Below are 24053 nucleotides of genomic sequence, written 5' to 3'. Positions count from 1 at the left end.
GCCGCACACACCGCTCAAGCCTTAAAGGAGCTGACCCCATGGCCGACGAGAACGTCACCGAAACCGAGAACACCACTGAGACCGCCGAGCAGGCAACGTCGCCCGCCGTGCCGACGCCCGCCGCCATGCCCAAGCCGCACGCGCCCTCCCCCGCCGCCTTCGCGAAGAAGCCGGCCGCGGTGGCGCATGTCGCCGCTCCGGCCACCGGCACGTACACCGACGCGCAGGTGAAGGAGGCCGAGGCTTTCGGTCGCGTGGACGACAACGGCACCGTCTTCGTCAAGGAGGGCGAGACCGAACGCGAGGTGGGCCAGTTCCCCGACGCATCCAAGGAGGAGGCGCTGGCGCTGTACGCCCGCCGCTTCCTGGATCTGAAGGCCAAGCTCGACCTGCTGGCGACCCGTCTGAACTCCCCGAACGTCAAGACCCGTGAGATCGACGATTCGCTCAAGACGCTGGCCGAGGAGACCGCCGAGCCGGCCGTCGTGGGCGACATCGCCGCGCTGAAGGCCCAGTTCCAGGAGCTGCAGGCCACGGCCGAAGCCAAGAAGACCGAAATCGCCAAGGCGCGCAAGGCCGCGGTGGCCAAGGCCGTCGAGGAGCGTACGAAGATCGTCGAGAAGGCCGAAGAGCTGGCAGCGTCTCTGGGCGACAACACCAACTGGCGTTCCACCGCCGACAAGTTCCGCGCCCTGTTCGACGAATGGCAGCAGCATCAGCGTTCCACCGTCCGCATCGACAAGGCCGACGCCGACGCGCTGTGGAAGCGTTTCTCCTCCGCCCGCACCACCTTCAACCAGGCCCGTCGCAAGTGGGCCCAGGCGCGCGACAACGAGCGCAACCAGGCCAAGGACGTCAAGGAGGCGATCATCGCCGAGGCGAACGAGCTGAAGGATTCCACCGCTTGGGGCGAGACCTCCCGCAAGTTCAACGATCTGATGGACCGTTGGAAGAAGGCCGGTCGCGCCGGCCGCAACGAGGACGACGCCCTGTGGGCGCAGTTCCGCGAGGCCGCCGACGCGTTCTTCAACGCCCGTCAGGCCGACCGCGACCAGATCTCGTCCTCCGAAAAGGAGAACCTCGCCAAGAAGGAGGCCCTGCTGGTCAAGGCCGAGGCGCTGGTGCCGGTGGCCGATGAGAAGGCCGCCAAGCAGGCGCGTCAGGCCCTCGCCGCGATCCAGGAGGAGTGGGACCAGATCGGATACGTGCCGCGCGACGACATGCGCCGCATCGAGAACCGTCTCGACGCGGTCGACAAGCAGATCAAGGCCGTTGAGGACGCCGCCTGGAAGCAGGCCGATCCGGAGGCCGACGCCCGCAAGTCCAGCTTCGAGGTGCAGCTGACCGCACAGCTCGCCGAGCTGGACGAGAAGATCGCCGCCGAGACCGACGAGAAGAAGAAGGCCAAGCTCGAGGCCGAAAAGGCCACCAAGGAGCAGTGGCTCAACGCCATCAAGTAGTCGCCATCTCCGTTGCGTCAACCGATGAGGGCCGGCATTCACCCGTGTGTGGAATGCCGGCCCTCATTGATGTAAGGAAAGCCATGAACCGCAACGAGCATATCTCGCAGTCTTTGACAGGTACCTCGCGTAGCCTCGCATTCGCATACGGCTGATCAGTCGTCCATCAGGCTTACGGATGGCTACGGGCGGCTGCTTCATCCCTTCGGGCGGCTGCGGATGGCTTCGGGCGGCTACGGCTTCCCTTGGGCGGTTACGAATAGCTACGGGCGGCTACGTCACCCTTCGGGCGGTTACGGATGGCTACGGGCGGTTGCCGTTTACGACCATCCCCTGCCGTCTATTCGCAGCAAGAATCAAAAACATTGAAATTCCGCCATTCTTAATTTCGATAAATGATCAGGCAACGAGGAATCCCCAATCCGGCAACCGCCCGAAACCATTTGAAACCGCCCGAAACCATCCGTAACCGCCCAAGAGATAATGGAACCGCCCGATGCCCGAATCAACCGCCCGAACAATCTACTTCCGCCCGGTAGCTGATCGCGGTCATCAAACTGATTGAGACCGCCCGGTAGATATGGAACTCAGACAACAGGAACTCGCGCGCATCGGCATAGCAGCACGCGGATATCGAAAACATCGATTCCGACCGGTTCAGCGGGCTGGCTCACCGACCATGAACAACTGGATGCAGGGATTCCGTCGGCACAGCGATATGGGAACAGGGAGCCAATCCCGCGAGCTTCGGCTGTTATTTCAAGTCTTCACGGGGACTCCCTGTCCCAAGTAGATGACAACGCCTCGTATGTCACCTAAAGGTGTCAAACGTGTGTTGTCTGCCACAACCGTAGCACACATGTGGCGGGACGATGCCGAACATCGATACGACATCCTCTTAAGCGAATGTCAACGCCTCATATGTCACCAAAGTAAGGGTGTCAAACGGGGCGTTGACAGGCATGAATATACCACGAAATCCACCGTCGCCTATGACAAGAGGGCGTTCCGTCCACAAAACATGTGGACGGAACGCCCTCAATCAACGTACGTAACAAACGTATCGCGTCGAAGCGTTACTCCTGCGCCGGGGCGGAATCGCCTTCGGTGGATTCGTTGGTCGCGGAGGCGCCGACGAGTTCGGACGGAGCGGTCTCCCCTGCCTCGTCAGCGGCGGCACCGTCATCGGCGGCAGCGTCCGCCGGGGCCGCGTCTTCAAAGGCCTCGCCCTTGAAGACGAACTCGCCGAGGATGCCTTCGCCTTCCGCATCGACCAGCACGCGCTGGCCGTCCTGCAGCTCGCCCATGAGGATCTTCTCCGAGATGGCGTCCTCGATGTCGCGCTGGATCACGCGGCGCAGCGGACGCGCGCCGAGCAGCGGGTCGAAGCCCTTCTGCGCAAGCAGGTCCTTGGCGCCGGTGGTCAGTTCCAGCGACATGTGGCGGTCGAACAGGCGGTCGTTGAGCTGCTTGACGTCCAGATCCACGATCTGGCGCACCTCGGGCTCGGTGAGCTGCTTGAACACGATGATGTCGTCCAGGCGGTTGAGGAACTCGGGGCGGAACTGCTGCTTGAGTTCGCTGGAGACCTGATCCTTCATGCGCTGGTAGCTCGACTCGGTGTTCGCGCCCAGATTGAAGCCCGTGTTGGCGGCCTTCGCGATGTCGCGCGTGCCCAGGTTAGTGGTCAGGATGATGATGGTGTTCTTGAAGTCCACCTTGCGTCCCTGGCCGTCGGTCAAATGGCCGTCGTCCAGCACCTGCAGCAGCGTGTTGAAGATGTCGGGATGCGCCTTTTCGATCTCGTCGAACAGCACCACGGAGAACGGCTTGCGACGCACCTTCTCGGTGAGCTCGCCGCCCTCCTCGTATCCCACGTATCCCGGAGGCGCGCCGAAGAGTCGCGAGGCCGCGTACTTCTCGGAGAACTCCGACATGTCGACGCGGATCAGCGCGTCCTCGTCGTCGAACAGGAATTCGGCGAGCGTCTTGGCCAGTTCGGTTTTGCCCACGCCGGTGGGGCCGGCGAAGATGAACGAGCCGGAGGGGCGCTTCGGGTCCTTCAATCCCACGCGGGTGCGGCGGATCGAGCGGCTCAGAGCGCTCACGGCCTCGTCCTGGCCGATGATGCGCTTGTGCAGCTCCGCCTCCATGCCGAGCAGCTTCTTGGACTCGGCCTGGGTGAGCTTGAACACCGGGATGCCCGTGGTGGCGGAGATCACCTCGGCGATCACATCCTCGTCCACGACCATCTTGACGTCGGATTCGCCTTCGCGCCAGGCGTTCTCCTTCTCCTTGCGCTCCTGCTCCAGCTTCTCCTGGCTGTCGCGAAGTTCGGCGGCCTTCTCGAAGTCCTGGTTCTTGATGGCCTCGTCCTTGTCTTTGGAGAGCTTGGCCACCTTGTCGTCGAGTTCCTTGAGCTCGGGCGGGGCGGTCAGACGCTTGATGCGCAGGCGCGCGCCGGCCTCGTCGATCAGGTCGATGGCCTTGTCCGGCAGGTTGCGGTCCTGGATGTAACGCGACGAGAGTTCCGCGGCGGACTGGATCGCGCCGTCCGTGATGGTCACGTGATGGTGGTTCTCGTAGCGCGAGCGCAGACCCTTAAGGATCTCGATGGTTTCGGCGATGGTCGGCTCCTGCACCTGGATGGGCTGGAATCGACGCTCCAGCGCCGCGTCCTTCTCGATGTACTTGCGGTACTCGTCGGTGGTGGTGGCGCCGATGGTCTGGAGTTCGCCGCGCGCCAGCATGGGCTTGAGCATGTCGGAGGCGCCCAGCGCGCCGTCCGCGGAACCCGCGCCCACGATGGTGTGAATCTCGTCGATGAACAGCACGATGTCGCCGCGCGTTTTGATCTCCTTCAAGACCTTCTTCAGGCGCTCCTCGAAGTCGCCGCGGTAGCGCGAGCCGGCCACCATGGAGCCGAGGTCCAGCGAGTAGACCTGCTTGCCCTTCAGCGTCTCCGGCACGTCGCCCGACTGGATCTTCTGCGCGAGACCTTCGACCACGGCGGTTTTGCCCACGCCGGGCTCGCCGATCAGCACCGGATTGTTCTTGGTGCGGCGGGAGAGCACCACCATCACGCGTTCGATCTCGTTGGTGCGCCCGATCACCGGGTCCAGCTTGCCTTCGGCGGCCTCCGCCGTCAGATTGCGACCGAACTGGTCGAGGATCGCGGAACCGGTTTTGTTGTTTTTGTCGGCCACGCCGCCCGCGTTCGCGAGTTCGCCCTTGCCGTCCGATCCGTTGCCGGAGTTGCCGCGGATCAGGTCGATGGTGGCGCTTCTGAGCTCGCCCAGATCGACGTCCATTTTGATGAGCACCTGCGTGCCGACGCCTTCGCCCTCGCGGATCAGGCCGAGCAGGATGTGTTCGGTGCCGATGTAGCTGTGCCCCAACTGCAGCGCCTCGCGCAGCGAGAACTCGAGCACCTGCTTGGCGTGCGGCGTGAAGGGGATGTGCCCGTTCTGCGTGGCACTGCCTTTGCCGATCATCTCCTCGACCTGCTTGCGGGTGGCTTCGAGATCCACGCCCTTGGAGGCGAGCGCCTTGGCGGCCACGCCTTCGCCCTCGCGGATCAGGCCGAGCAGCAGGTGTTCGGTGCCGATGTAGTTGTGCTGGAGAGTGCGGGCCTCCTCCTGCGCCAACACGATCACGCGCCGTGCACGGTCGGTAAACCGTTCGAACATGCTTGTCCTTCCTCAAATGACATTCCGTCTTACTCTACCGATTCGCGGTGACGTTTCTTCCCGGTATTCCACGAATTGCGCTGACAACGCAAAGAAGTGGGCCCAAGGAACGTTATGCTTGGGATAAATGACGTGTTCTAGGGAGGGCATGATGACTGAGCTAACCAACGCCATGGCCGACATCGTCGTCGGTGTGGACGGATCCGACGAGTCCTTCGCGGCGCTGAAATGGGCGCTGAAGGAGGCCGGCCTGTCCGGACAGAAGGTCAACGCCGTGTTCGGCTGGACGCATTCGTGGGATATGGGTTCGGAGCCGGACAGCGACGAGGCGTGGGCCAATCTGCGCCATGAGATCGCCTCCGAGCTGCGTGAGTGGGTCGACAAGGCCTCCGCCGGCATCGATTTCGACCCGGAGAACCTTAAGCTCACGTCGGTGAAGGCATCGGGCACGTCGGCGCTGCTGCAGATCGGCGCGAACGCCCAGCAGATCGTGGTTGGCCGCCGCTCGCTGGGCCGTGTGATGCGCTGGTTCATGGGTTCGCTTTCGGCCTCGCTCGCCCAGGAGGCGCAGGTTCCGGTGACGGTGGTGCGCATCATGGACGACGAGGACGCCTCCGTGCAGGATGAGATCGCCAACGCGCTGACTCCCACCGATGTGACCGTGCGTCACGTGCAGCCCCAGCGGCCGCCGGTCGAGGGCGTGCGTCCCGTGGTGGCGGGGGTGGATGGTTCGCCCACCTCGCGTCACGCGTTGCGTTTCGCGGCCAATGAGGCGCATCTGCATCACGCGCCGTTGAACGTCATGTTCTGCTGGCAGTTGAAGGATCTGGGCACGGTTCCCGGCTATGAGAACGCGGTCGCGCCGGTCGAGGCCGGTCAGCGCCGCGCCGAGGAGATTCTCGCGCAGATGGTGGAGCAGACCGAGATTCCCGCCGATGTGCGGGTCACCACGAACGCCTTCCATATTCCGGCCTCCAAAGGCTTGATCGCGGCATCGCGTTATGCGAGCCATCTGATCGTCGGCTCGCGCGGCCTGTCCGGCTTGGACGCCCATTTCCTGGGATCGGTGTCCAAGCAGATCGTGAACTTCGCCGAATGCACCGTCACCGTCGTCCACTGACGGCCGCGACGCTCCGAACAAAGCCGACGCCCTCCCTCGTTACCCGCGAGTGGAGGGCGTCGGCTTTTGCGATTCTGAGCGAAGCCCTAGGTTAATGCGCACGAGATCCTTGTGCCTCGACCACGCCCTCCGCTCAGGGACAACTTTCATCGTCATGCTGAGCGGAGTGCAACGAAGTCGAAGCATCTCCACAGAATGACGGCGAAGGAAAGACCATGACGTCTCGGCTCAGGATGACGCCGGAATAGCCGTCTCGTCTTCGGTTTCGGTGGCGGTTTCAGACTCGGATTCCTCCGACTCATCAGACGCGTCAGCATCGTCGGCTTCATCGTTTCCATCGGCGCCTTCGGAGTTCTCCGATTCACCGGGGTCTTCGGAATCGCCGGCCTCGCCGGAGGCCTCAGCTTCATCGACTCCATCGGCGCCATCGGATTCTTCCGGCTCGCCGGAGCCATCGGCACCATCGGGTTCATCCGACTCACCGGAATCGTCGGTTTCATCGGAGTCGTTTTCAGCCAGATCGATAACGGCCTCCACGGCCGGCTCGTCGGCGTTCGGCTCGGCCGAATCCTCATCCTCCACGGCGGAGGCGGGCACGGCCTGCTCCTCGATGTCCGCTTCGGTGGCCTCGGCGGCCTCCTCGTCCAGCTCCTCCTCGATGAGTTCAACCTGCACGCGCTCCTCGCGCGGCGCTTGGGCCACCACGTCGATATGCAGATCATCGTAGGCGGGCTTGGACTGCACCCACAAACGCCCCGGCTCGGGGGGACCGATTTCGGAATGCTCGCCGCAACCGTGATCGAGCGAGACCACGCGCCCGTCATCCGGACTCCACTTGTTGGCGCACACGCCGAACATCAGGTTCAGCTCGCCCTGCAACGGCACGAAGAAACCGCATGTGGAGCACAGGTTGCCGCCGGCGGTTTTGGTCGAAAGCGACTTGGGACCGCGCGGCCCCTCATACCAGCGCTTCGCCGTCTGGGCGCGTCCCAACGGGGTGAGCACACGGCGGCGCGACAGTTCGAACGCCTCGACGGCCTCGGCCACATCCTCGGGCGAGGTGACGGCCTCGGCTCCATCCGCGGCGCCAGTCTCACCAGCGGAGCCAGCGTCGACCCCGTCCCCGGGCTCGGTCACGGATTCACCCGCGACCTCGGCAGGCCCACCCATGGATTCGGCATCGCCCGAAGGCTCGACCCCATCCGCGGACTCTCCCCCGGCAGCCGGTTCCGTCGCACGGAAGGATCCGTCACCCCCGTTCGCGGACGCATCGCCGGATTCGGCGGCCTCACCGCCGGCACCGGCGGTCCCGTCGGAGACGACGTCGCCCCCGGCGGCGTCAGCCTCGGATTCGACGACCCCCGCCTCCAGACGCGGATCGTCGGGCTCGGTGCCGATCGCATCCGTCGGAGACAGATCGGTGGGTTCCAAACGGTCCTTCCACGGGATCCACGCCGGCGGCATCAGCGCCTGATCGGTGGGCACCAGCGAGGATTCGTTCACGGTCCAGTTGTCGAGTTCCTCGTCGTGGTACAGCGTGACCGACCACTGCCAGCCCTCATACCCGCGAACGTTCGACTGGAATCGATAGTCGGTGACGTGGTCATCCAGCGGCACGGCGGTGACGAAGCCGCCCACATGCTCGGGCTCGTCGGCGACTTCGATGGCCACCGCCCGCGCGATGTCCTGGGGGTCGAGTGCGGTATCGGTCATACGTTTCAGTCCTGTACGTCGAAGTTATCCGCCACGGCGCGCAGCAGCGTGGCCAGCTTCTTGCTTTCCTGGGCGTTGGGGTAATGGTGGCGGCGCAGCGTGTTGCCGGCGTCGTCCAACAGTTTGATCAGGTCCTCGCAGATCGCGGCCATATCGTCGGGCTTGGGGCGCGTGGCCTTGACCAGCGAGGGGGCGGACGCCACCAGCGTCAGTCCCATCACCTGCGGCCCGCGGCGGCCCTCCACAACGGAATACTCCACCTTGGCGCCCTTGCGCAACGTGGTGACGCCGGCGGGCAAAGCGGTCGCCGGCAGGAACACATCCTTGCCTTCCTCACTGGTGATGAAGCCATAACCTTTGGCTGCGTCGAACCAACGAACTCGACCGGTGGGCATGTCCAGACCTCTCTTATCTCGATGCGAATAGAACCGACAGGCTATTCTACCTCACATCTCCTGACCGGCGCCACGTCGACGCTTTGGGCGAACCGAGGCGGCCGCGGCGGAGGTCACGGCGGCGCTCGGCGGCACCTGTTCGATGGGCAGCACCACGGTGAAGGTCAGACCGCCGCCGGGGGTGGCCGTGGCGCAGATGAAGCCGCGGTGCGCCTTGACCACCGACTGCGCGATGGCCAGGCCCAAACCGGTGCCGCCCTTGTCGCGGGCGCGCGAGGGGTCGGCGGTGTAGAAGCGTTCGAAGATCTGCGCGCGCGACTCCTCCGGCACGCCCGGCCCATGGTCGGAGAAACGGATCACGGCGTACCGGTATCCGACGGGCATGGAGTCGGCCACCTCAGCGGCTTCGATGAATCGCCGCAGCGACTGGTCGTCGGAGGGCAGCCTGGACAGCTGGATCGGGTCGATGGCGGCCGCGATCACGCCCACTCCCGCTTCGGCCGGGGAGTCGGCGGGCGTGTAACGGTGGATGTTGCCCACGATGTTGGTGACGACCTGACGCAGTCGGGAGGCGTCTCCCGGCACCATCACCTGGGGTGGCGCGTCTTCGGTGAACACCAGTCGAGCGCCCGGCGCGGCGGACGGCGTGGCACCCGACGCGCCGGGCTCGCCAGACGCGCCCGTCGTGTCCAATCGCAGCGTGCCGAGGCTGATGCCGCGTTCGGGGTCGAGGGCGTGCAGATCGTCGGTGGCATCGCCCACCACGGAGGTGAGGTTCACCGTGCCGGTCACGTCGATGCCGCGGCCCTCGTCGAGGCGGGCCAGCGACAGCAGGTCCTCGACGAGCACGGTCATGCGCGCGCTGGATTTTTCGATATGGCTGATGGATTCGTCGGCGCGTTCCAGAGCGCCCGGCAGGTCGCGCTGCATGGTGTACAGCTCGGCGTAGCCGTGGATGGCGGCCAGCGGGGTGCGCAGCTCGTGGCTGGCGTCTGAGACGAAGCGTTTCATCTTCGCCGTCGTCTCCTCCTGCTCGCGGAAGCTGGACTCGATGCGGGTGAGCATGGTGTTCAGCGAGGCGGAGAGCGAACCGACCTCCGTGTTTTCCGGAGCTTCGGGCACGCGCTGGCTTAAATCGCCGGCGGCGATTTTCGCGGCGGTTTTCTCGATGCGTTTCAGGGGGGCCATCGTGCGCTGCATCACCAGTGTGGCGATGGATCCGCCGAGCAGCATCACCGCGATGCCGACGATCACGCAGTAGCGGGTGAGCGTGTTCATCGTGTCGATCTGGTCGCTTAAGGACAGGCCGATGTAGACGATGCCGCGCACCTGGTTGTTCTCCACCCACTGCATGGCCAGCACGCGCCAGGGGGCTCTGGCGGCGTTGAGGGTGGATCGGTCCACGGATCCGAGGGCGCTGGTCAGCAGGTTGGAGCTTCCGGTGCCGTCCGTCTCGCCGTCGGATTCGTCCTCATCCGTGCCGGGGAAGACGATGCGCTGCACGATCGCCGAGGTGGTGAACGGCTCTCCGAGCGTGATGCCGGAGGTGTCGCCGTTGGCCGGCAGGGACGGCATGGAGACGATGTCGTCTTTCAGGCGCGGCAGCAGCGCGATCACCGTTTTGGCGTTGCCGTTGTCGTCCACGGTGCCGTCGGTGTATTGGATCTGCAGGAAATACGAGTTCAGACCGCTGGTGCCGCTGCTGGATTGGCTGAGCAGATCGATGTTGCGGAACACCAGATCGCGCTGCTGCACCAGCTGCCGGTCGGTGCGTTCCAGCACGTAGCTGCCGACCAGCGTGCGGATCGACAGGGTGATGACGGAGATGCCGACCAGCATCACCACCACCGTGCACACCACAAGCTTGGTGCTCAGCGAGACCCGGTCGAAATGGCCGATGAACAAACGCTGGAACCAGTTGGGCGTGTGCGGCCGCTGCTTGGTCGCGTCGTCCGTCGAAGGCTGCTGCTGCGGCGTCGTCACTGTGTCTCGCCTTAGCCCTTGGGTTCGCGGATCATATAGCCGATGCCGCGCTTGGTTTCGATCAGCGGGGTCACCTTGCGGGTCTCGCCGTTCTCGTCGGTGAACTCCACGCCGTCGACCTTCTTGCGCAGGTAGGAGATGTAGCTTTCGACGATGGCCGCATCCCCGCCCCAGTCGTACTGCCACACGTGGTCGAGGATCTGCGCTTTGGAGAGCACGCGGCCCTCGTTGTCCATCAGATAGCGCAGCAGCTTGTATTCGGTGGGGCTCAGGTCCACGGGCTGGCCGGCGCGGGTCACGTCGTGCGAATCCTCGTTGATCTCCAGGTCGGCCACGCGGATGATCGGATCGTCCTCGATCTGCTCGCGGGTGCGGCGCAGGATGGCACGTATGCGGGCCACGACCTCCTCAAGGCTGAACGGCTTGGTGACGTAGTCGTCGCCGCCGACGGTCAGTCCCATCACCTTGTCCTGGGTGTCGTCGCGCGCGGTGAGGAACAGCACGGGCGCGTCGATGCCCTCCTGGCGGATGCGGCGGGTCACGGTGAAACCGTCGATGTCCGGGAGCATCACATCGAGCACGATCAGGTCGGGCTGGACCTTCTCTATCACCTCGATGGCTTGGGAGCCGGAGGCGGCGGTGCTCACCTCGAATCCCGCGAAATGCAGGGAGGCCACCAGCAGTTCGCGGATGGAGGGCTCGTCGTCGACAACTACAATCGATGCTTCAATAGGCTTGCTCATGGATTCAAGAGTGGTCCGTCCGACTGAACGTTTCCTGAATGCCGTCTTGAAGTTCCGTATCTTCCGCCTCGTCGTCCGCCCACGCGCCGCCGGACGAGGGTGTGGAATCGTCTTCGGATTCGTCGACGGAGGCACTTATGGACTCTTCGGAACCGGCGGTTTCATCGGCCTCTTCGGATGCGTCGGACCGCTCTTGCGAATCGTCCGCTTCGTCGCGTTCATCCCGTTCGTCACGCCCGCGGCCCCGATGCCGTTTCGCGGAATGGCGGCGCCGCTTCGCGGAATGGCGGCGCCGCTTCGGATTGCGGCGACGGATCAGCGCGACGACCACGGCCGCAACCACCAGCACCGCCACCACGCCGACGGCGATGGCCACGCCGAGCACGATCGGCTCATTGGCTTTGCTGGTATGCAACACGGTGATCTCATCCATCATGGCGATGGCCGATTGCGACCAATTGGGCGTGCTTTCCATCAGCGGCTGCTGCGCGGCGTCCGACAACGCGTCCACGGCGGTCTGGCTTTTCAGCCATTCCTCGGAGTTGGACGACACCGCCACCACCAGATTGCCGTCGTTGGAGGCGACGGCCAGCATCACCGTATTGGGGTCCGGATCGAGGTATTCCAGCACATCGCCGGCCCAGGTGGCGGGATCCTCCTCGCTGTTGAAGCTCGACAGGTACATCAGTCGCACCGTCACGCCCGTGGTCTCCTTGACCTGATCGATGGCGTCGGTGACCTCGGCCACATGCGAGCCCAAAAGGTTCCCGGTATCCGTGATGTTCTCCGTGACCGTGATGCCGCTGTTCTGGCTGTCGTCCACGGTGTCCGTCGCGTCGTCGGCGAAGACGCCGGGAGTTATCCACATGCACAGCACCGCCGCCAACAGCGCGCAAACGGCGGCATACAGCCATTTCATGCCCTCGCGACCCCGAAAGGACACGCCGAAGGGCGAGGCTGGAACCACCATGGTCGTTTTTTCCACCGTGCGAATCGTTTTCGTCATACGCTCCACATTAGCGGCCGGTGATGCCAACGCCGGCCGTCGGAAACGCCTTTTGGCACGGAAAGGAGCAGTCATGCCCCAGTATCAGGTGGATTCGGAACGCATCCAATCCTCGTCGGCCGCGGTGTACGCCTCGATCTCGCAGATCAGGCAGGCGGTTGGCGGCATGTACGCCAATCTCAACGAGCTGCAGAATGTCTGGCGGGGCTCGGCCGCCACGCAGTTCACCACCGTGGCGGCGCAATGGCGTGCCGCGCAGCAGCAGATGGAAGCCTCTCTGGAATCCATCCAACGCGCGCTCACCCAGGCCTCCGCCGTGTACGCCGACGCGGAGACCCAGGCATCACGCCTGTTCACAACCGGATGACCCGCGTCCGGGCGGCCCCATGCAAGAGGCCGCCCGTCGGCGAACATCCGTTCGGATACGGCGAGGCCCGCCTCCCCGAGAAAGGAGGCGGGCCTCGTCATGCGAATCACCCGCACCGCGCGTTCAGCGTGCGGCGCGAGGGGCGCGGGTTTAGTAGCCCATGTCGGCGCCCGGAGCGGCGGCGGCCGCCGGCGGTTCCGGCTTGTTGGCCACCACGGCCTCGGTGGTCAGGAACAGGCCGGCGATGGAGGCGGCGTTCTGCAGGGCGGAACGGGTCACCTTGACCGGGTCGGCGACGCCGGCGGCCAGCAGGTCCTCGTACTCGTTGGTGGCGGCATTGAAGCCGGTGCCCTCGGGCAGCTCGCGCACCTTGTTGAACACCACGTCGCCGGAGACGCCGGAGTTCTCGGCGATCTGCTTGATCGGGGCCTCGACGGCGCGGAACACGATGGCGGCGCCGGTGGCCTCCTCGCCGGTCAGCGAGGTGACGGCGACATCGGACTCGGCCTTCTTGGCGGCCTGGACGAGGGCCACGCCACCGCCGGGCAGCAGGCCTTCCTCGATGGCGGCCTTGGCGTTGCGCACGGCATCCTCGATGCGGTGCTTGCGTTCCTTGGCCTCCACCTCGGTGGCGGCGCCGACCTTGATGACGGCCACGCCGCCGGCCAGCTTGGCCAGACGCTCCTGCAGCTTCTCGCGGTCGTAGTCGGAGTCGGTGTTCTCGATCTCGGCGCGGATCTGGGCCACGCGGGCGGCGACATCCTCGGTGGAGCCGGCGCCGGAGACGATGGTGGTCTCATCCTTGGAGACGATGACCTTCTTGGCGGAGCCGAGCACGGAGATGTCGACGGAGTCGAGCTTCAGGCCCAGCTCGTCGGACACCACCTGGGCGCCGGTCAGGATGGCCATATCCTGCAGCATGGCCTTGCGGCGGTCGCCGAAGCCCGGAGCCTTGACGGCGCAGGACTTGAAGGTGCCGCGGATGTTGTTGAGGATCAGGGTCGGCAGCGCCTCGCCGTCGACATCCTCGGCGATGATCAGCAGCGGCTTGCCGGACTTCATGACCAGCTCGGCCACGTGCACGATGTCCTGCTGGGAGCTCACCTTGCCGGAGGTCAGCAGGATGTAGGGCTCGTCCAGAACGGCGGTCTGGTCCTCGGCGTTGGTCACGAAATAGGGGGCGATGTAGCCCTTGTCGAAGCGCATGCCCTCGGTGAAGTCGAGGTCCAGGCCGAAGCGGTTGTTGTCCTCGACGGTCACGACGCCGTCCTGGCCGACCTTGTCGAGAGCCTCGGCGATCTTCTCGCCGACTTCCGGATCGGCGGCGGAGATGGTCGCGGTGGCGGCGATCTGGTCCTTGGTCTCGACGTCCTTGGCGGCGGCGACGAGTTCCTTGACGATGGTTTCGGTGGCCTTCTCGATGCCGCGGCGCAGCGCGATCGGGTTGGAACCGGCGACCACGTTCTTCAGGCCCTCATGCACGAGGGACTGGGCGAGCACGGTGGCGGTGGTGGTGCCGTCGCCGGCGACGTCGTCGGTCTTCTTGGCGACTTCCTTGACCAGCTCGGCGCCGATGCGCTCGAACGGATCGTCCAGATCGATCTCCTTGGCGATGGAGACGCCGTCATTGGTGATGGTCGGCGCGCCGTAGGCCTTGTCGAGCACGACGTTGCGGCCCTTGGGTCCCAGCGTGACCTTCACGGTGTCGGCGAGCTTGTCGAGGCCCGCGAGCATTCCCTGACGGGCATCCTCTTGATACGCAATGATCTTTGCCATGGTGTGTTGTTCCTCCAAATGGCTGATGGACTGGTTCTCACCCGACGAATCGCGGGGCGGCAACCGGCCGTCAGCCACCGGCTGTCACTCTCACGCCTCGAGTGCTAATTGAGGAGATTAGCACTCTCACCCCTCGAGTGCCAACATCGCGCGCGACGATTGCGCCGAGGGCATGAAAACCCTATACGAAAAAGCCCCGGCCGCCTATGGCGAACCGGGGTTCCACGATGGATATCATGATCGGCGCTCCTGGCGAACGCCCGCACGTTCAGCGATCCGACCCTTCGGCGGAAGCGATTTTGACGACCTCCTCGGCCTGGATGCCCTTGCCTCCGGTCGTAGGGCGGTATTCCACGCGATCGCCCTCGTACAGCATTTTGAATTTGCCGTCGCCGCCGTCTTCCTTGATTTCCGAGTAGTGCACGAACACGTCCTCGCCGCCGTCGTCGGGATGGATGAACCCAAACCCTTTCTTGGCTAGAAAGAATTTCACGGTACCCTGCGTCATAGTAGATCTTCCTTCGTTCCCATGTTGCGCGACCAATGTCAGGGAACGTAGAAAGAACCGCATCGCGCTCCCCCCTACCTCGCGACTGATGCCCCATTGTAGCGTGTCTGTTGTCGCATTACAGGGCGTGTCGGAGATAAACGGGGGACGAGGGCCGCGGAAATCCTCAGCTCAGCAGCACCACGGTGATGGGGGACGCGAGGCCGTCGGCCTGTTCGACGGCGGTGATGCCCAGCGTGGCCGCCACGTCCTCGGCGGTGGCCCGGTCGGTTTCGTTCTGGTACCACACCACCGTGGACGCCGGCACCGTGCCCGTCGGGTTCTCCGCGGTGACGTTGGTGTATCCGGCCGATTGCAGCACGCCCGCCTGCTGGGCGGCGTATCCCTGGATACCGGTGGCGTTGACCACGCGAACGGCGGTGTCTTTGTTCACCGTGGATTGGGTCTGCTCACCGGTGGTCTGGTCCTGCTGTCCGTCATCGGTGGCGGTGCCGTTGGCATCGGCGTCGGTGGCGCCGTCCGTGCCGTCGGCGGCGTCAGAGCCGTCCGTGGCGGCCGAGTCGTCGGTGGCGGCCGAGTCGTCCGTGGCGGTCGAATCGTCCGTATCGGTCTGGTCGTCGGCGGTCTGCGAGGTGTCGGCCGACTGCCACGGGAAGCGCACATTCGCCAGCTCGCCCGAGAACACGCCCCACGCGCCCAGGCCGAACAGGGCGGCGACCAACACGACGATGAGATACGGCGTCACGCGCGCGGCCAGCGAGCGAGGACCGCGGTGCACGCCGACAGGGCCCTTCGGCGGGTTGTCGAACGCGTCCCTGTTGTAATCCTCATACGTCACTTTGTCCGTGCGTGCCATAATCGTCACCCTTCCGTTCAAACTATCCACGAGTGTAACCGGCGTGGCCGAAATCGGCATCCCACGGCACGCGGCATGCACCGGATATGCACGTTTTGCCCCGCGCTTCTTCTACAGTGGAACGCATGAACGCGCATGTCAAACCGCTGCAGCAACTGATCGAACCGGGTTGGGCCCAGGCCCTGGCCGACGTGGAGCCCACGGTCCACCGCATGGGCGACTTTCTGCGGGCCGAAACCGCCGCGGGGCGACCATGGCTGCCGGCGAGCGCGAATATCCTGCGCGCCTTCACCATCCCCTTCGACTCGATCAAAGTGCTGATCGTAGGCCAGGACCCCTACCCCACGACGGGGCATCCGGTGGGGTTGAGCTTCTCCGTGGCGCCCGACGTGCGGCCGCTGCCGAAAAGCCTGATCAATATCTATAAGGAGCTCTCCTCCGATCTGGGATTGCCCGCGCCCGCCAACGGCGATCTGACGCCGTGGACCGAACGCGGGGTGATGCTGCTCAACAGATGCCTCACCGTCGGCGTGGGCCAGCCCAACAGCCATCAGGGCAAAGGTTGGGAGGAGGTCACCGAGGCCGCGATCCGCGCGTTGAACGCCCGCGTCGACGAGCAGGGCCGCCCGCGCCCGCTGGTGGCGATTCTGTGGGGACGCAACGCGCAAAGCCTCGAACCGTTGCTGACGAACGCCGCCATCATCAAGTCGCCGCATCCGAGTCCGCTGTCGGCCTCACGCGGATTCTTCGGTTCCCGGCCGTTCTCGCGCGCCAACGCCGCGTTGGCGTCCATGGGGGCGGAACCGGTGGACTGGTCGCTGCCCACGGTCTGATAAAACGGCTGAATTCCGCCGTTTTCCAGCTTCCGTCAGCAAGACTTGTTACCGTGGTGCGCATGGCTTTATTCCCCACACAACCGCAGATGCCCCCGAAACCGGCCGCGGCACCGAGCGCCGCACCCGCACCGCAGGCGACCGCCGCGCTCGCCCCAGCCGACGTCAAACGCGCCCGCACGCTGGCGGATACGATCCGCTCGCGCTTCGCGCTCACGCTGGTCGGGCAGACGAGCCTGCGGGAATCCCTGATCGTCACGCTGGTCGCCGGCGGCCATGTGCTGATCGAATCCGTGCCCGGTCTGGCCAAAACCACCGCGGCGCAGACCTTGGCCACCTGCGTCTCCGGCACGTTCAAACGCGTGCAGTGCACGCCCGATCTGATGCCCTCCGACCTGGTGGGCACGCAGGTGTTCGACTTCTCCACGCAGAAGTTCACCACGCAGATCGGCCCGATCCACGCGAATTTCGTGCTGTTGGACGAGATCAACCGCTCCAACGCGAAAACCCAGTCCGCCATGCTCGAGGCGATGGCCGAAGGCGCCACCACCGTCGGCGGCCAGCGCATCGCCCTGCCGCGGCCGTTCATGGTGATCGCCACCGAGAATCCCATCGAGGAGGAGGGCACCTTCAATCTGCCCGAGGCCCAGATGGACCGCTTTATGATGAAGGCCGTCATGACCTATCCATCCGCCGAGGACGAGACGCGCATGCTGGCGATGCTCACCCGCCGCGGCTCCGACATGATCGGTCCCGACACCATCACCGGCGAGAAGATCTCCCTGAACGATGTGGAGTTCCTGCGCGCGGCCGCCCGGCGCGTGCACGTCTCCGACGCGATCATGCGCTACGCGGTCGATTTGGCCGCCACCTCGCGCGGCGCGGGATCCAAACCCATCCAGGGGCTCGCGTCGCTGGTGCGTCTGGGCGCCAGCCCGCGCGCCTCGATCGCGCTCATACGCATCGGCCAGGCCAACGCGCTGCTGGCCGGACGCGACTATGTGGTGCCGGAGGACGTCAAGGCCTTCGCCCACGAAGTGCTGCGCCACCGCATCATGCTCACCTTCGAGGCGTTGGCCGACGGCGTGAGCACCGACCAGATCGTCGACCGCATCGTCGAAACGGTTCCCGTTCCATGAGTTCAACCGGTAACGACGACCCGATCCGCAGGAAGATCGAGGCCCTCGGCACCCAATTGAGCCTGCCCACGGTTCGACGGGCGTTGGGCGTGCTGGAGGGCGAGCATTCCTCCGACCAGCGCGGCGGCGCGGACGACGCGCTGGATGTGCGCGTCTACGAGCCCGGCGACGAGTCCCGCCTTATCGACTGGAAGGCGAGCGCGCGCATGGGCCGCCCCATGGTGGTGCAGCGCGAGAGGCCCTCGACCTCGCATGTGTGGCTGCTGATGGATGTGGGGATCCAGATGCGCGGCACCTGCGTCTCGGGAGAGCGCGCCTATGAGGTCGCGGCCAACGCGTTGCGCATGTTCGCGGCCCTGTCGTTGCGCCGGTCCGACGAGGTGTCGTTGGTGATGTGCCATGAGGCGAGCATCACCCGCGTGCCGTTCAACGGCGGATTCGCCCAGTTCGAACGCACGCTGGACCAGGCGTTGGACCGCGATTGGACCCACGGGCGCAATATCGACGCGATGTTGGAATACGCTCGCCGCATCAAGGACAGAGAGGCGCTGATCGTGTTCGCCACCGACGAGCACGCGCTGGCCGAACGCCATCTGGAGCAGATCCGCCGCATCGCGCGCACGCATCCGATCGTGCTGATCGATGTGGCCACGATGAATCCCTTCCAGCCGTTGGCCTCGGGCCGTAGGTCCCCGCTGGACGGCACCAGCGAACGCCGGGTGCCCGCGTTTCTGCGCGCCTCACGAGCCGCGCGCGAGGTCGACACGCATCGCGAGTATATGGCCGCGGCGTTGGAGCGGGAACTGCGCAAAACGGGTTCGCATATGATCCGCGCCGCCTCCAGCGAGCAGATGTTCTCCGCGTTCGTGGCGCTGATGTCGCGCGCGCTGTCGTATTCCACGCGCAACCATCTCAACGCCGCCCCCACGCTGAATCTGGCCGGTGCGGCCGTCGAATCGGGAGGTCGGGCATGAGGGCCTTCGCCGCGGACCTGAACGAACTCGACACCGTCGGCGAGCTGTCGCTGACCACGCCGCTGCTGGTGTTCCTGGCGGTCTGCCTGCTGCTGGCCGCCGTGCTGGCGGCCGCGGCGGTGATGCTGTCGCGCCCGCGACGGACGGCGGCGAAACCCGCTCGCGGGGCGCATGCCCACGCGTCGGATAAGACGCGGTGGCGCGCTCGCATCGATGGGGTGACGCGCGCGTACCACGACGGCGAGCTCTCCCGTGAGGAGGCGTTCGTGGCGTTGGCGCGGATCGCCCGCGAATTCGCGTCCCTCTCCAGCGGCCGGAATCTGGGCGCGAGCACGCTGACCGATCTGGCCTCGCAGCGCTCCGGCGCCACGCGCGGAGGATTGCAGCTGTTGCGACAGACCATCGAGGCCTTGTATCCGCCCGAATTCGCCGATGCCGCGGTGAACAGCCACGCGCGCGGCGTCGAGGTGGACGAGGCGGCCGGTTGGGTGTCGAATCTGGTGGAAAGGTGGCGGCGATGAGCTTGCAATGGCAGTGGCCATGGGCCGCGCTGGTCGCCGTGTTGGCGGCGGTGGCGGTCATCGTGCTGGCCGTGGTGTTCGCCACGCGCACGAAACCCGACGACGCGCACGACGATGCGGTGTTCTCGCTGGATGACGATCTCTCCACCGACGAGGCCTCGCGTCTGATGGGCCAATGGCGGATTCTGAGCCGGATCGGCGTCGCGCTGCTCGCCGTGATGATCGCGGTGGCGATCGTGTTGGTCGCTCGCCCCTTGCGCGTCGACCAAGGGCAGGAGCAGGCCAGCGGGCGCGACATCGTGCTGTGTCTGGACGTGTCCGGATCCACCCTGCCCTACGACCGCGAGGTGATCGACACCTACCTGAGTCTGGTGGGGAACTTCGAGGGCGAGCGCATCGGATTGAGCATCTTCAACTCGACCTCGCGCACCGTGTTCCCGCTGACCGACGACTACGAACTGGTCACCGACCAGCTCACCAAGGCGAGCGAAGTGCTTGAGGGCGTGCAGTCGCAGGACGACATCGACCAGATGACCGACAGCCAATACCAGAGCGTCGCCGACTGGCTGGAGGGCACGCAGAACAAGCAGAACGCCACCTCGCTGATCGGCGACGGCGTGGTCTCCTGCGCGGCCATGCTGCCCGGATTCGCCTACGGCGAGGCGAACGAGACGAACGCCGAACGCCAGCGCGCCGCGTCGATCGTGCTCGCCACCGACAATGTGGTGTCGGGAGAGCCCACCTACACGCTCGAACAGGCGCTGGATCTGACCAGCAGCGCGGATATCACGGTCGACGGCCTGTATTCCGGACCGAGCTCCAGCGAAGGCGACGAGGACACCATCGCCATGCGCGAGCAGATCGAGGCGCACGGCGGCGTGTTCCTCACCCAGTCCAACGGCTCCTCGGTCGAGGAACTGGTGCGTGAGATCCAGCAGCGCCGCGACGCCCAAAGCGACGAGGCGAGCAAGGCCGCCATGGTCGACGCGCCCGGCTGGTGGGTGCTGGCCCTGGTGGTGATGGTCGTGCTGTGGCTGCTGGCGGCTTGGAGGTTGCGTCGATGAGTCAGTTCGTCTTCTCCCCCGCGCTCGGCTGGCCGGCCGCGATCGCGCTGGTCGCGCTGCTGTGCGTAATGGCCGTGGCGCAGGTGACGCTGCATGTACGCCGCAAGGACAGCGACGAGACGCTGTTCGCCTGCGTGCGGCGCGTGCTGATCTGTCTGACGCTGGCGGTGATGGTGCTCACCCCCAGCGTGATCTCCTCCACCACCAGCCGCGCGGTGAACGCCACCGACGTGGTGGTCGCCGTCGATGTGACCGGATCCATGGCCGTCTCGGACGCGCACTACGGGTCCGACGAGACGGTCAGCCGCTTGGACGCGGCCAAACAGGCCGTGCATGACCTGACCGAACAGTACGCCGACGCAAGTTTCGCGGCCCTGCGGTTCGGCGCGTCCGCGACGCTGGACGTGCCGCTGACGCCCGACTCTCTGGCGATCGACAACTGGGCCGACACCCTGTCGGTGGAGTCCACTTCGGTTTCGGCCGGCTCCAGCCTCGACGCGCCGATCGACCAGCTGCTGCTCACGTTGAAGTCGATTCGCGACCAGCATCCCGACGACGCCGTCATCCTGTATCTCATCACCGACGGCGAGCAGACCTCGACCACGACCCGTCGCACCTTCTCGTCGCTGCGCCAGTACTTGGACGATGCCTTCGCCGTGGGCGTGGGCTCCACCGAAGGCGGGCGCATCCCCTTGGTCTCCGACGGCGTGGGCGAAATCGACCCGGACACCGAGAACTGGGTCACCGACCCGGATACGGGAGAGCCCGGCATCTCCGCCATGGACGAGGCCATACTCTCCGAACTCGCCGACGAGATGAGCGGCAGCGTCGTCATCCTGTCCGCCGAGCAGACGTTGGCGAACGGCGTTTCGGCCGAAGCGTCGGATCAGTGGCGCGTCACCAGCACCACCAAGGAACGCCAGCGCACCACCCCGGTGGTATGGCCCGAGGCGATCGTGCTGCTGGCGTTGCTGGCCATGGAGGCCGGCGCGTGGATCGCCACCTCAAGGAGGCTGATATGAGCCGTATGGGCAAGTCCTCTTCCCCTTCGCCGCGTGGGTCGCAGGCGGCACGCACGTCCCGCGCTCCGTTGGGCGTGCGCATCGCGCTGATCGCGGCGGCGGTGGTGCTGGCGGCGGCCGCCTGCGTGGCCGCGGTGAATCTCGCCGCCGTGCTCACCTTCAACGCGGCCACCCGCAGCCTGCAGGAGAACCTCGCCTCGGCCTCCGAGGAGACGGTCGACTACGACACGCTCAGCGCCCTGCAGGAGCAGACCGACGCGCAATTCGACGAGGCGAACACCTTCCGACCGCTGCTGCTCAGCCAGATCCGCGAGGCCATCGACGCGAACCGCGAGACCTCGTACGCGTTGACGGTCCACGCCCGCGAGCAGCTCGACCAGCAGCAGAACGGATCCTCCGACGACGACACCGACTCGTCGGATCAGGACTCGACGGACACCAAACAGGGCGGCGGCCTGACCGAGGAGCAGCGGGCCCAGGTGGAGGAGCTGCTGCAATCCAACCAGCCGTCCAGCGGCACCCAGGATTCCGACGCTTCGGATTCCGACGGCTCGTCCGACGAGACCGGCGGCACCACCGGCACGCAAACCGCCAAACCCTGGTAGTCCGCAAACGGTCGGCGCTTGACCAGCCGACCCAACGCAACGGTGCCGCACGCCCTGACGGATGTCGTTCTTCGGCGATCTCGCCGTCTTGGCCTGTCGTCTTGGTCCATAGATACGACGTGCCACGCTCTTTCGCACGGTCAGACAGCCATTCCCGAACATCGCTTCGCGAACATCCGGCATTCGCAGTCGTAAGGCTTATGCGATGTTAGGAATGTTGTCGTAATGGTGGATAACCGGGGCTGGAACCACATAACCCGTTCCGGCTGGACAAGTCCCGCCCGACTGTTTTTGACTGGTGGTATGAACACGCCACTCGTCACCACACAGCCATATTCGCCGCAGTCGTATTCGCCGTGGTCGGGCCTCGCCGGCACCACGGTCGCGGCCTTCGACACCCACTGCCCATGCCATGCGGCGGTCCAGTCCAGCCGCGACCTCATCGCCGTCGCGGAGCGCTCCACCGAAGCCGCGCTCGACCGCACGGCGGCGGCCATCGCGCAATCGCGCGACATCTCATGGCAAGGCAACGCGGCCACCCTGTTCCGCACGCGACTCGAACGCGTGGCGTGCGAAGCCGCCGTACTGCTGGACGATATGGACGCCACCACACGGATTTCGCTATCGGCGGGTGCGCCATGAGCTGGCAGGTCACCTCGCATATCTACGGCGGCAAAGGCTTCGCGCCCGCCACCGTGGAGGAATACGCCCGCATCGCCCGCGCGTTGGACAGCGAGGCCTGCGCGTTGGGCGCGCTGTCGGCCTCATGGAGCTCCACGGGAGTGCAACTCGGTTCGCATCGCGTCAGCGCGCCGATGTGTCCCACGCTCGCCTCCGGCGATATCACGGCCGTGGACGTGCGGCATACGACGCTGCCTTTCACGACATTGGCCGCGCGCTGCTCGGACCATGCCGTCGAATGCCGGCGATTGGGCGATACCCTGGCCGATATGGCGCGATTATTGATCCGCGCCCACTCGCTGTATGCCGACGCCGAACTCGCCTCGCGCCGCATCCTCACCGAAGTGGTGCAGGTGGGTACCCAACTCAAACCCGGCTACGCGGCCGCCGGCACGGGCGCGCTGGCGGCCGGCGGACTGCTCGCCGGATGGGCCGTCGAGGGCAAGCCGAATCCCGCATGGATGTCCACCACCACCGCGCGGTTCCAGGAGGGCGTGATGTCGGGCGTCGGCGCGAAGGTCGGCGGAGTGCCGTCCGGTGTGGGATTGGTCCGCACCGACGAGGTCAACACGGCGGCTGGGCGCATCGCCGGAGTGTCCGCGCCGGTGAAGAACCTCGCCCAAGGCGACCGGCTGCGTGTGCGTGAGGTCGTCTCCCATGCACCTGTGGTGCGCTCCAGCGCGTCGGTGGGCGAATCCTTGGAGAATCTGCGGCGGCTCGCCGAGGAGCGGTTGGGCAAGGTGGATCTCGACAGCGGACTCGAGTACGCCACCATCGCCATCCAACGCTATGAGCGGGCCGACGGGTCGAACGCCTGGCTGGTCACGATCCCCGGCACCGACGGGAAGCCGGATTCGCCGTTCGGATGGGCGCAGAACGTGGAGTTGATGAGCGCCGACGCAAATCGGCGCATGAGCGCGGACAGCGCCCGCATGGTCGTGGAGGCGATGGAACAGGCGGGCATCGGCGCCGACGAGCCTGTGGCGCTGATCGGGCATTCACAGGGCGGCATCGTGGCCGCGGCCATCGCCGCCGACAAGGCCGACGACTACAACATCCAGCATGTGGTGACGGCCGGCTCGCCGGTGGCCAACCATCCCATCGGCGAGAACACGTGGGTCACCAGCATCGAAGTCGAGGACGAGCTCGTGGCCGCCTTGGACGGGGCGGAGAATCCCGCCACCGACAACTGGCTGACTGTACGCGGGACTGTCTCCCTCGCGCCGGAGCCCACCTTGGCGAGCGTCGACGAGAACGGGTCGTGCACGCCGGGCTCCACGCCGGTCGCCGGTTCGACGCCGTTCGACGCGGCGCCCGTCTTGGGTTCCACCACGCAACGAGAGCTGAGCCATTGGCTCAAATACCATCAGGCGGCCTACCAGAACGCCACCGATTTGGGCTCGCCCGCGCTGCAACGTCATGAACAACATTTCCGTCAGACCATCGCCGGCGAACTCAAGGAGACCCGCTACTTCGAAGGCCGCATGACCCGTTCCACCACCCTAGCCCCAGCCGAATCCGACTCCCCCGCCTAAACCCCGCCCACTAAACCGTCAATCCCACGCTTGCCAATTTTGTCAATAAAGGAATTGACATTA

21 protein-coding genes are annotated in these 24053 nt (G+C 65.6%); 12 read left to right on the top strand and 9 right to left on the bottom strand.

Annotated features, from left to right (window positions below; all coding sequences use genetic code 11):
• The first annotated feature begins 38 nt into the window (after positions 1–38).
• Positions 39–1460 (top strand): DUF349 domain-containing protein, encoded by a 1422-nt coding sequence (locus BL8807_RS07720; RefSeq protein WP_072726415.1) that lies wholly within the window; start codon positions 39–41, stop codon positions 1458–1460.
• Between the two features lie 1076 nt (positions 1461–2536).
• Here BL8807_RS07720 and BL8807_RS07715 read toward each other — a convergent pair.
• Positions 2537–5149 carry an ATP-dependent Clp protease ATP-binding subunit gene (locus BL8807_RS07715; RefSeq protein WP_072726413.1) on the bottom strand — a complete coding sequence of 871 codons (2613 nt, stop codon included), beginning with the start codon at positions 5147–5149 and terminating at the stop codon, positions 2537–2539.
• A gap of 148 nt (positions 5150–5297) precedes the next feature.
• Between BL8807_RS07715 and BL8807_RS07710 the strand changes: the two genes are divergently transcribed.
• Positions 5298–6269 carry a universal stress protein gene (locus BL8807_RS07710; protein ID WP_370737551.1) on the top strand — a complete coding sequence of 324 codons (972 nt, stop codon included), beginning with the start codon at positions 5298–5300 and terminating at the stop codon, positions 6267–6269.
• Between the two features lie 228 nt (positions 6270–6497).
• Here BL8807_RS07710 and BL8807_RS07705 read toward each other — a convergent pair whose 3' ends face one another.
• From BL8807_RS07705 to BL8807_RS07685, 5 genes are all read right to left on the bottom strand, one after another.
• The gene (locus tag BL8807_RS07705) at positions 6498–7982 is read right to left on the bottom strand and encodes a DUF3027 domain-containing protein (protein ID WP_072726408.1); all 1485 of its coding nucleotides are present in this window, start codon (positions 7980–7982) and stop codon (positions 6498–6500) included.
• A 5-nt stretch (positions 7983–7987) separates the two neighbouring features.
• Positions 7988–8377, bottom strand: a complete 390-nt coding sequence (locus BL8807_RS07700; protein ID WP_072726406.1) for a cold shock domain-containing protein — start codon at positions 8375–8377, stop codon at positions 7988–7990.
• A 51-nt stretch (positions 8378–8428) separates the two neighbouring features.
• Complete coding sequence (locus BL8807_RS07695) at positions 8429–10216, bottom strand: HAMP domain-containing sensor histidine kinase (protein ID WP_083570254.1); 1788 nt, start codon at positions 10214–10216, stop codon at positions 8429–8431.
• 155 nt (positions 10217–10371) lie between these two features.
• Complete coding sequence (locus tag BL8807_RS07690; RefSeq protein WP_072726404.1) at positions 10372–11103, bottom strand: response regulator transcription factor; 732 nt, start codon at positions 11101–11103, stop codon at positions 10372–10374.
• 4 nt (positions 11104–11107) lie between these two features.
• Positions 11108–12109, bottom strand: coding sequence for a TPM domain-containing protein (locus BL8807_RS07685; RefSeq protein WP_072726402.1), 1002 nt, complete (start codon positions 12107–12109; stop codon positions 11108–11110).
• Between the two features lie 73 nt (positions 12110–12182).
• On the opposite strand from BL8807_RS07685, the gene BL8807_RS07680 reads away from it, so the two are divergent.
• On the top strand, positions 12183–12476 hold the full coding sequence (locus BL8807_RS07680; RefSeq protein WP_072726400.1) for a WXG100 family type VII secretion target: 294 nt from the start codon (positions 12183–12185) through the stop codon (positions 12474–12476).
• Between the two features lie 150 nt (positions 12477–12626).
• On the opposite strand, the gene groL is transcribed toward BL8807_RS07680, so the two are convergent.
• The 3 genes from groL to BL8807_RS07665 all read right to left on the bottom strand — a co-directional run bounded on the left by groL (position 12627) and on the right by BL8807_RS07665 (position 15616).
• Complete coding sequence (gene groL, locus BL8807_RS07675) at positions 12627–14252, bottom strand: chaperonin GroEL (protein WP_072726398.1); 1626 nt, start codon at positions 14250–14252, stop codon at positions 12627–12629.
• Between the two features lie 268 nt (positions 14253–14520).
• Entirely contained in the window at positions 14521–14760 is a 240-nt protein-coding gene (locus BL8807_RS07670; RefSeq protein WP_072726396.1) for a cold-shock protein, read from the bottom strand.
• Between the two features lie 166 nt (positions 14761–14926).
• Positions 14927–15616, bottom strand: coding sequence for a LytR C-terminal domain-containing protein (locus BL8807_RS07665; RefSeq protein WP_072726394.1), 690 nt, complete (start codon positions 15614–15616; stop codon positions 14927–14929).
• Positions 15617–15741: 125 nt separating this feature from the next.
• On the opposite strand from BL8807_RS07665, the gene BL8807_RS07660 reads away from it, so the two are divergent.
• The 9 genes from BL8807_RS07660 (at position 15742) to BL8807_RS07620 (ending at position 23990) form a co-directional block, all read left to right on the top strand.
• Positions 15742–16449 carry a uracil-DNA glycosylase gene (locus BL8807_RS07660; protein WP_094725262.1) on the top strand — a complete coding sequence of 236 codons (708 nt, stop codon included), beginning with the start codon at positions 15742–15744 and terminating at the stop codon, positions 16447–16449.
• Between the two features lie 62 nt (positions 16450–16511).
• Positions 16512–17588 (top strand): AAA family ATPase, encoded by a 1077-nt coding sequence (locus BL8807_RS07655; protein WP_072726437.1) that lies wholly within the window; start codon positions 16512–16514, stop codon positions 17586–17588.
• Positions 17585–18562, top strand: a complete 978-nt coding sequence (locus BL8807_RS07650) for a DUF58 domain-containing protein (protein ID WP_072726390.1) — start codon at positions 17585–17587, stop codon at positions 18560–18562. Before BL8807_RS07655 ends, BL8807_RS07650 begins: the two co-directional genes overlap by 4 nt.
• Positions 18559–19083, top strand: coding sequence for a hypothetical protein (locus BL8807_RS07645; protein WP_072726388.1), 525 nt, complete (start codon positions 18559–18561; stop codon positions 19081–19083). Before BL8807_RS07650 ends, BL8807_RS07645 begins: the two co-directional genes overlap by 4 nt.
• A complete protein-coding gene (locus tag BL8807_RS07640) occupies positions 19080–20147 on the top strand; it encodes a vWA domain-containing protein (protein WP_072726386.1) in 1068 nt (355 codons plus the stop codon). Before BL8807_RS07645 ends, BL8807_RS07640 begins: the two co-directional genes overlap by 4 nt.
• Positions 20144–21169 carry a VWA domain-containing protein gene (locus BL8807_RS07635; protein ID WP_072726384.1) on the top strand — a complete coding sequence of 342 codons (1026 nt, stop codon included), beginning with the start codon at positions 20144–20146 and terminating at the stop codon, positions 21167–21169. Before BL8807_RS07640 ends, BL8807_RS07635 begins: the two co-directional genes overlap by 4 nt.
• On the top strand, positions 21166–21774 hold the full coding sequence (locus tag BL8807_RS07630; protein ID WP_083570251.1) for a DUF6466 family protein: 609 nt from the start codon (positions 21166–21168) through the stop codon (positions 21772–21774). The genes BL8807_RS07635 and BL8807_RS07630 overlap by 4 nt, the downstream gene beginning before the upstream one ends.
• Positions 21775–22077: 303 nt before the next feature.
• A complete protein-coding gene (locus BL8807_RS07625) occupies positions 22078–22416 on the top strand; it encodes a hypothetical protein (protein WP_072726383.1) in 339 nt (112 codons plus the stop codon).
• Positions 22413–23990, top strand: coding sequence for an alpha/beta fold hydrolase (locus tag BL8807_RS07620; protein WP_072726382.1), 1578 nt, complete (start codon positions 22413–22415; stop codon positions 23988–23990). The genes BL8807_RS07625 and BL8807_RS07620 overlap by 4 nt, the downstream gene beginning before the upstream one ends.
• Positions 23991–24053 lie beyond the last annotated feature (63 nt).

The organism is Bifidobacterium lemurum, from assembly GCF_014898175.1.
Lineage (GTDB): Bacteria > Actinomycetota > Actinomycetes > Actinomycetales > Bifidobacteriaceae > Bifidobacterium > Bifidobacterium lemurum.
The sequence above is the reverse complement of the archived record's forward strand: the minus strand, read 5'-3'. Positions and strand labels throughout refer to the sequence as shown.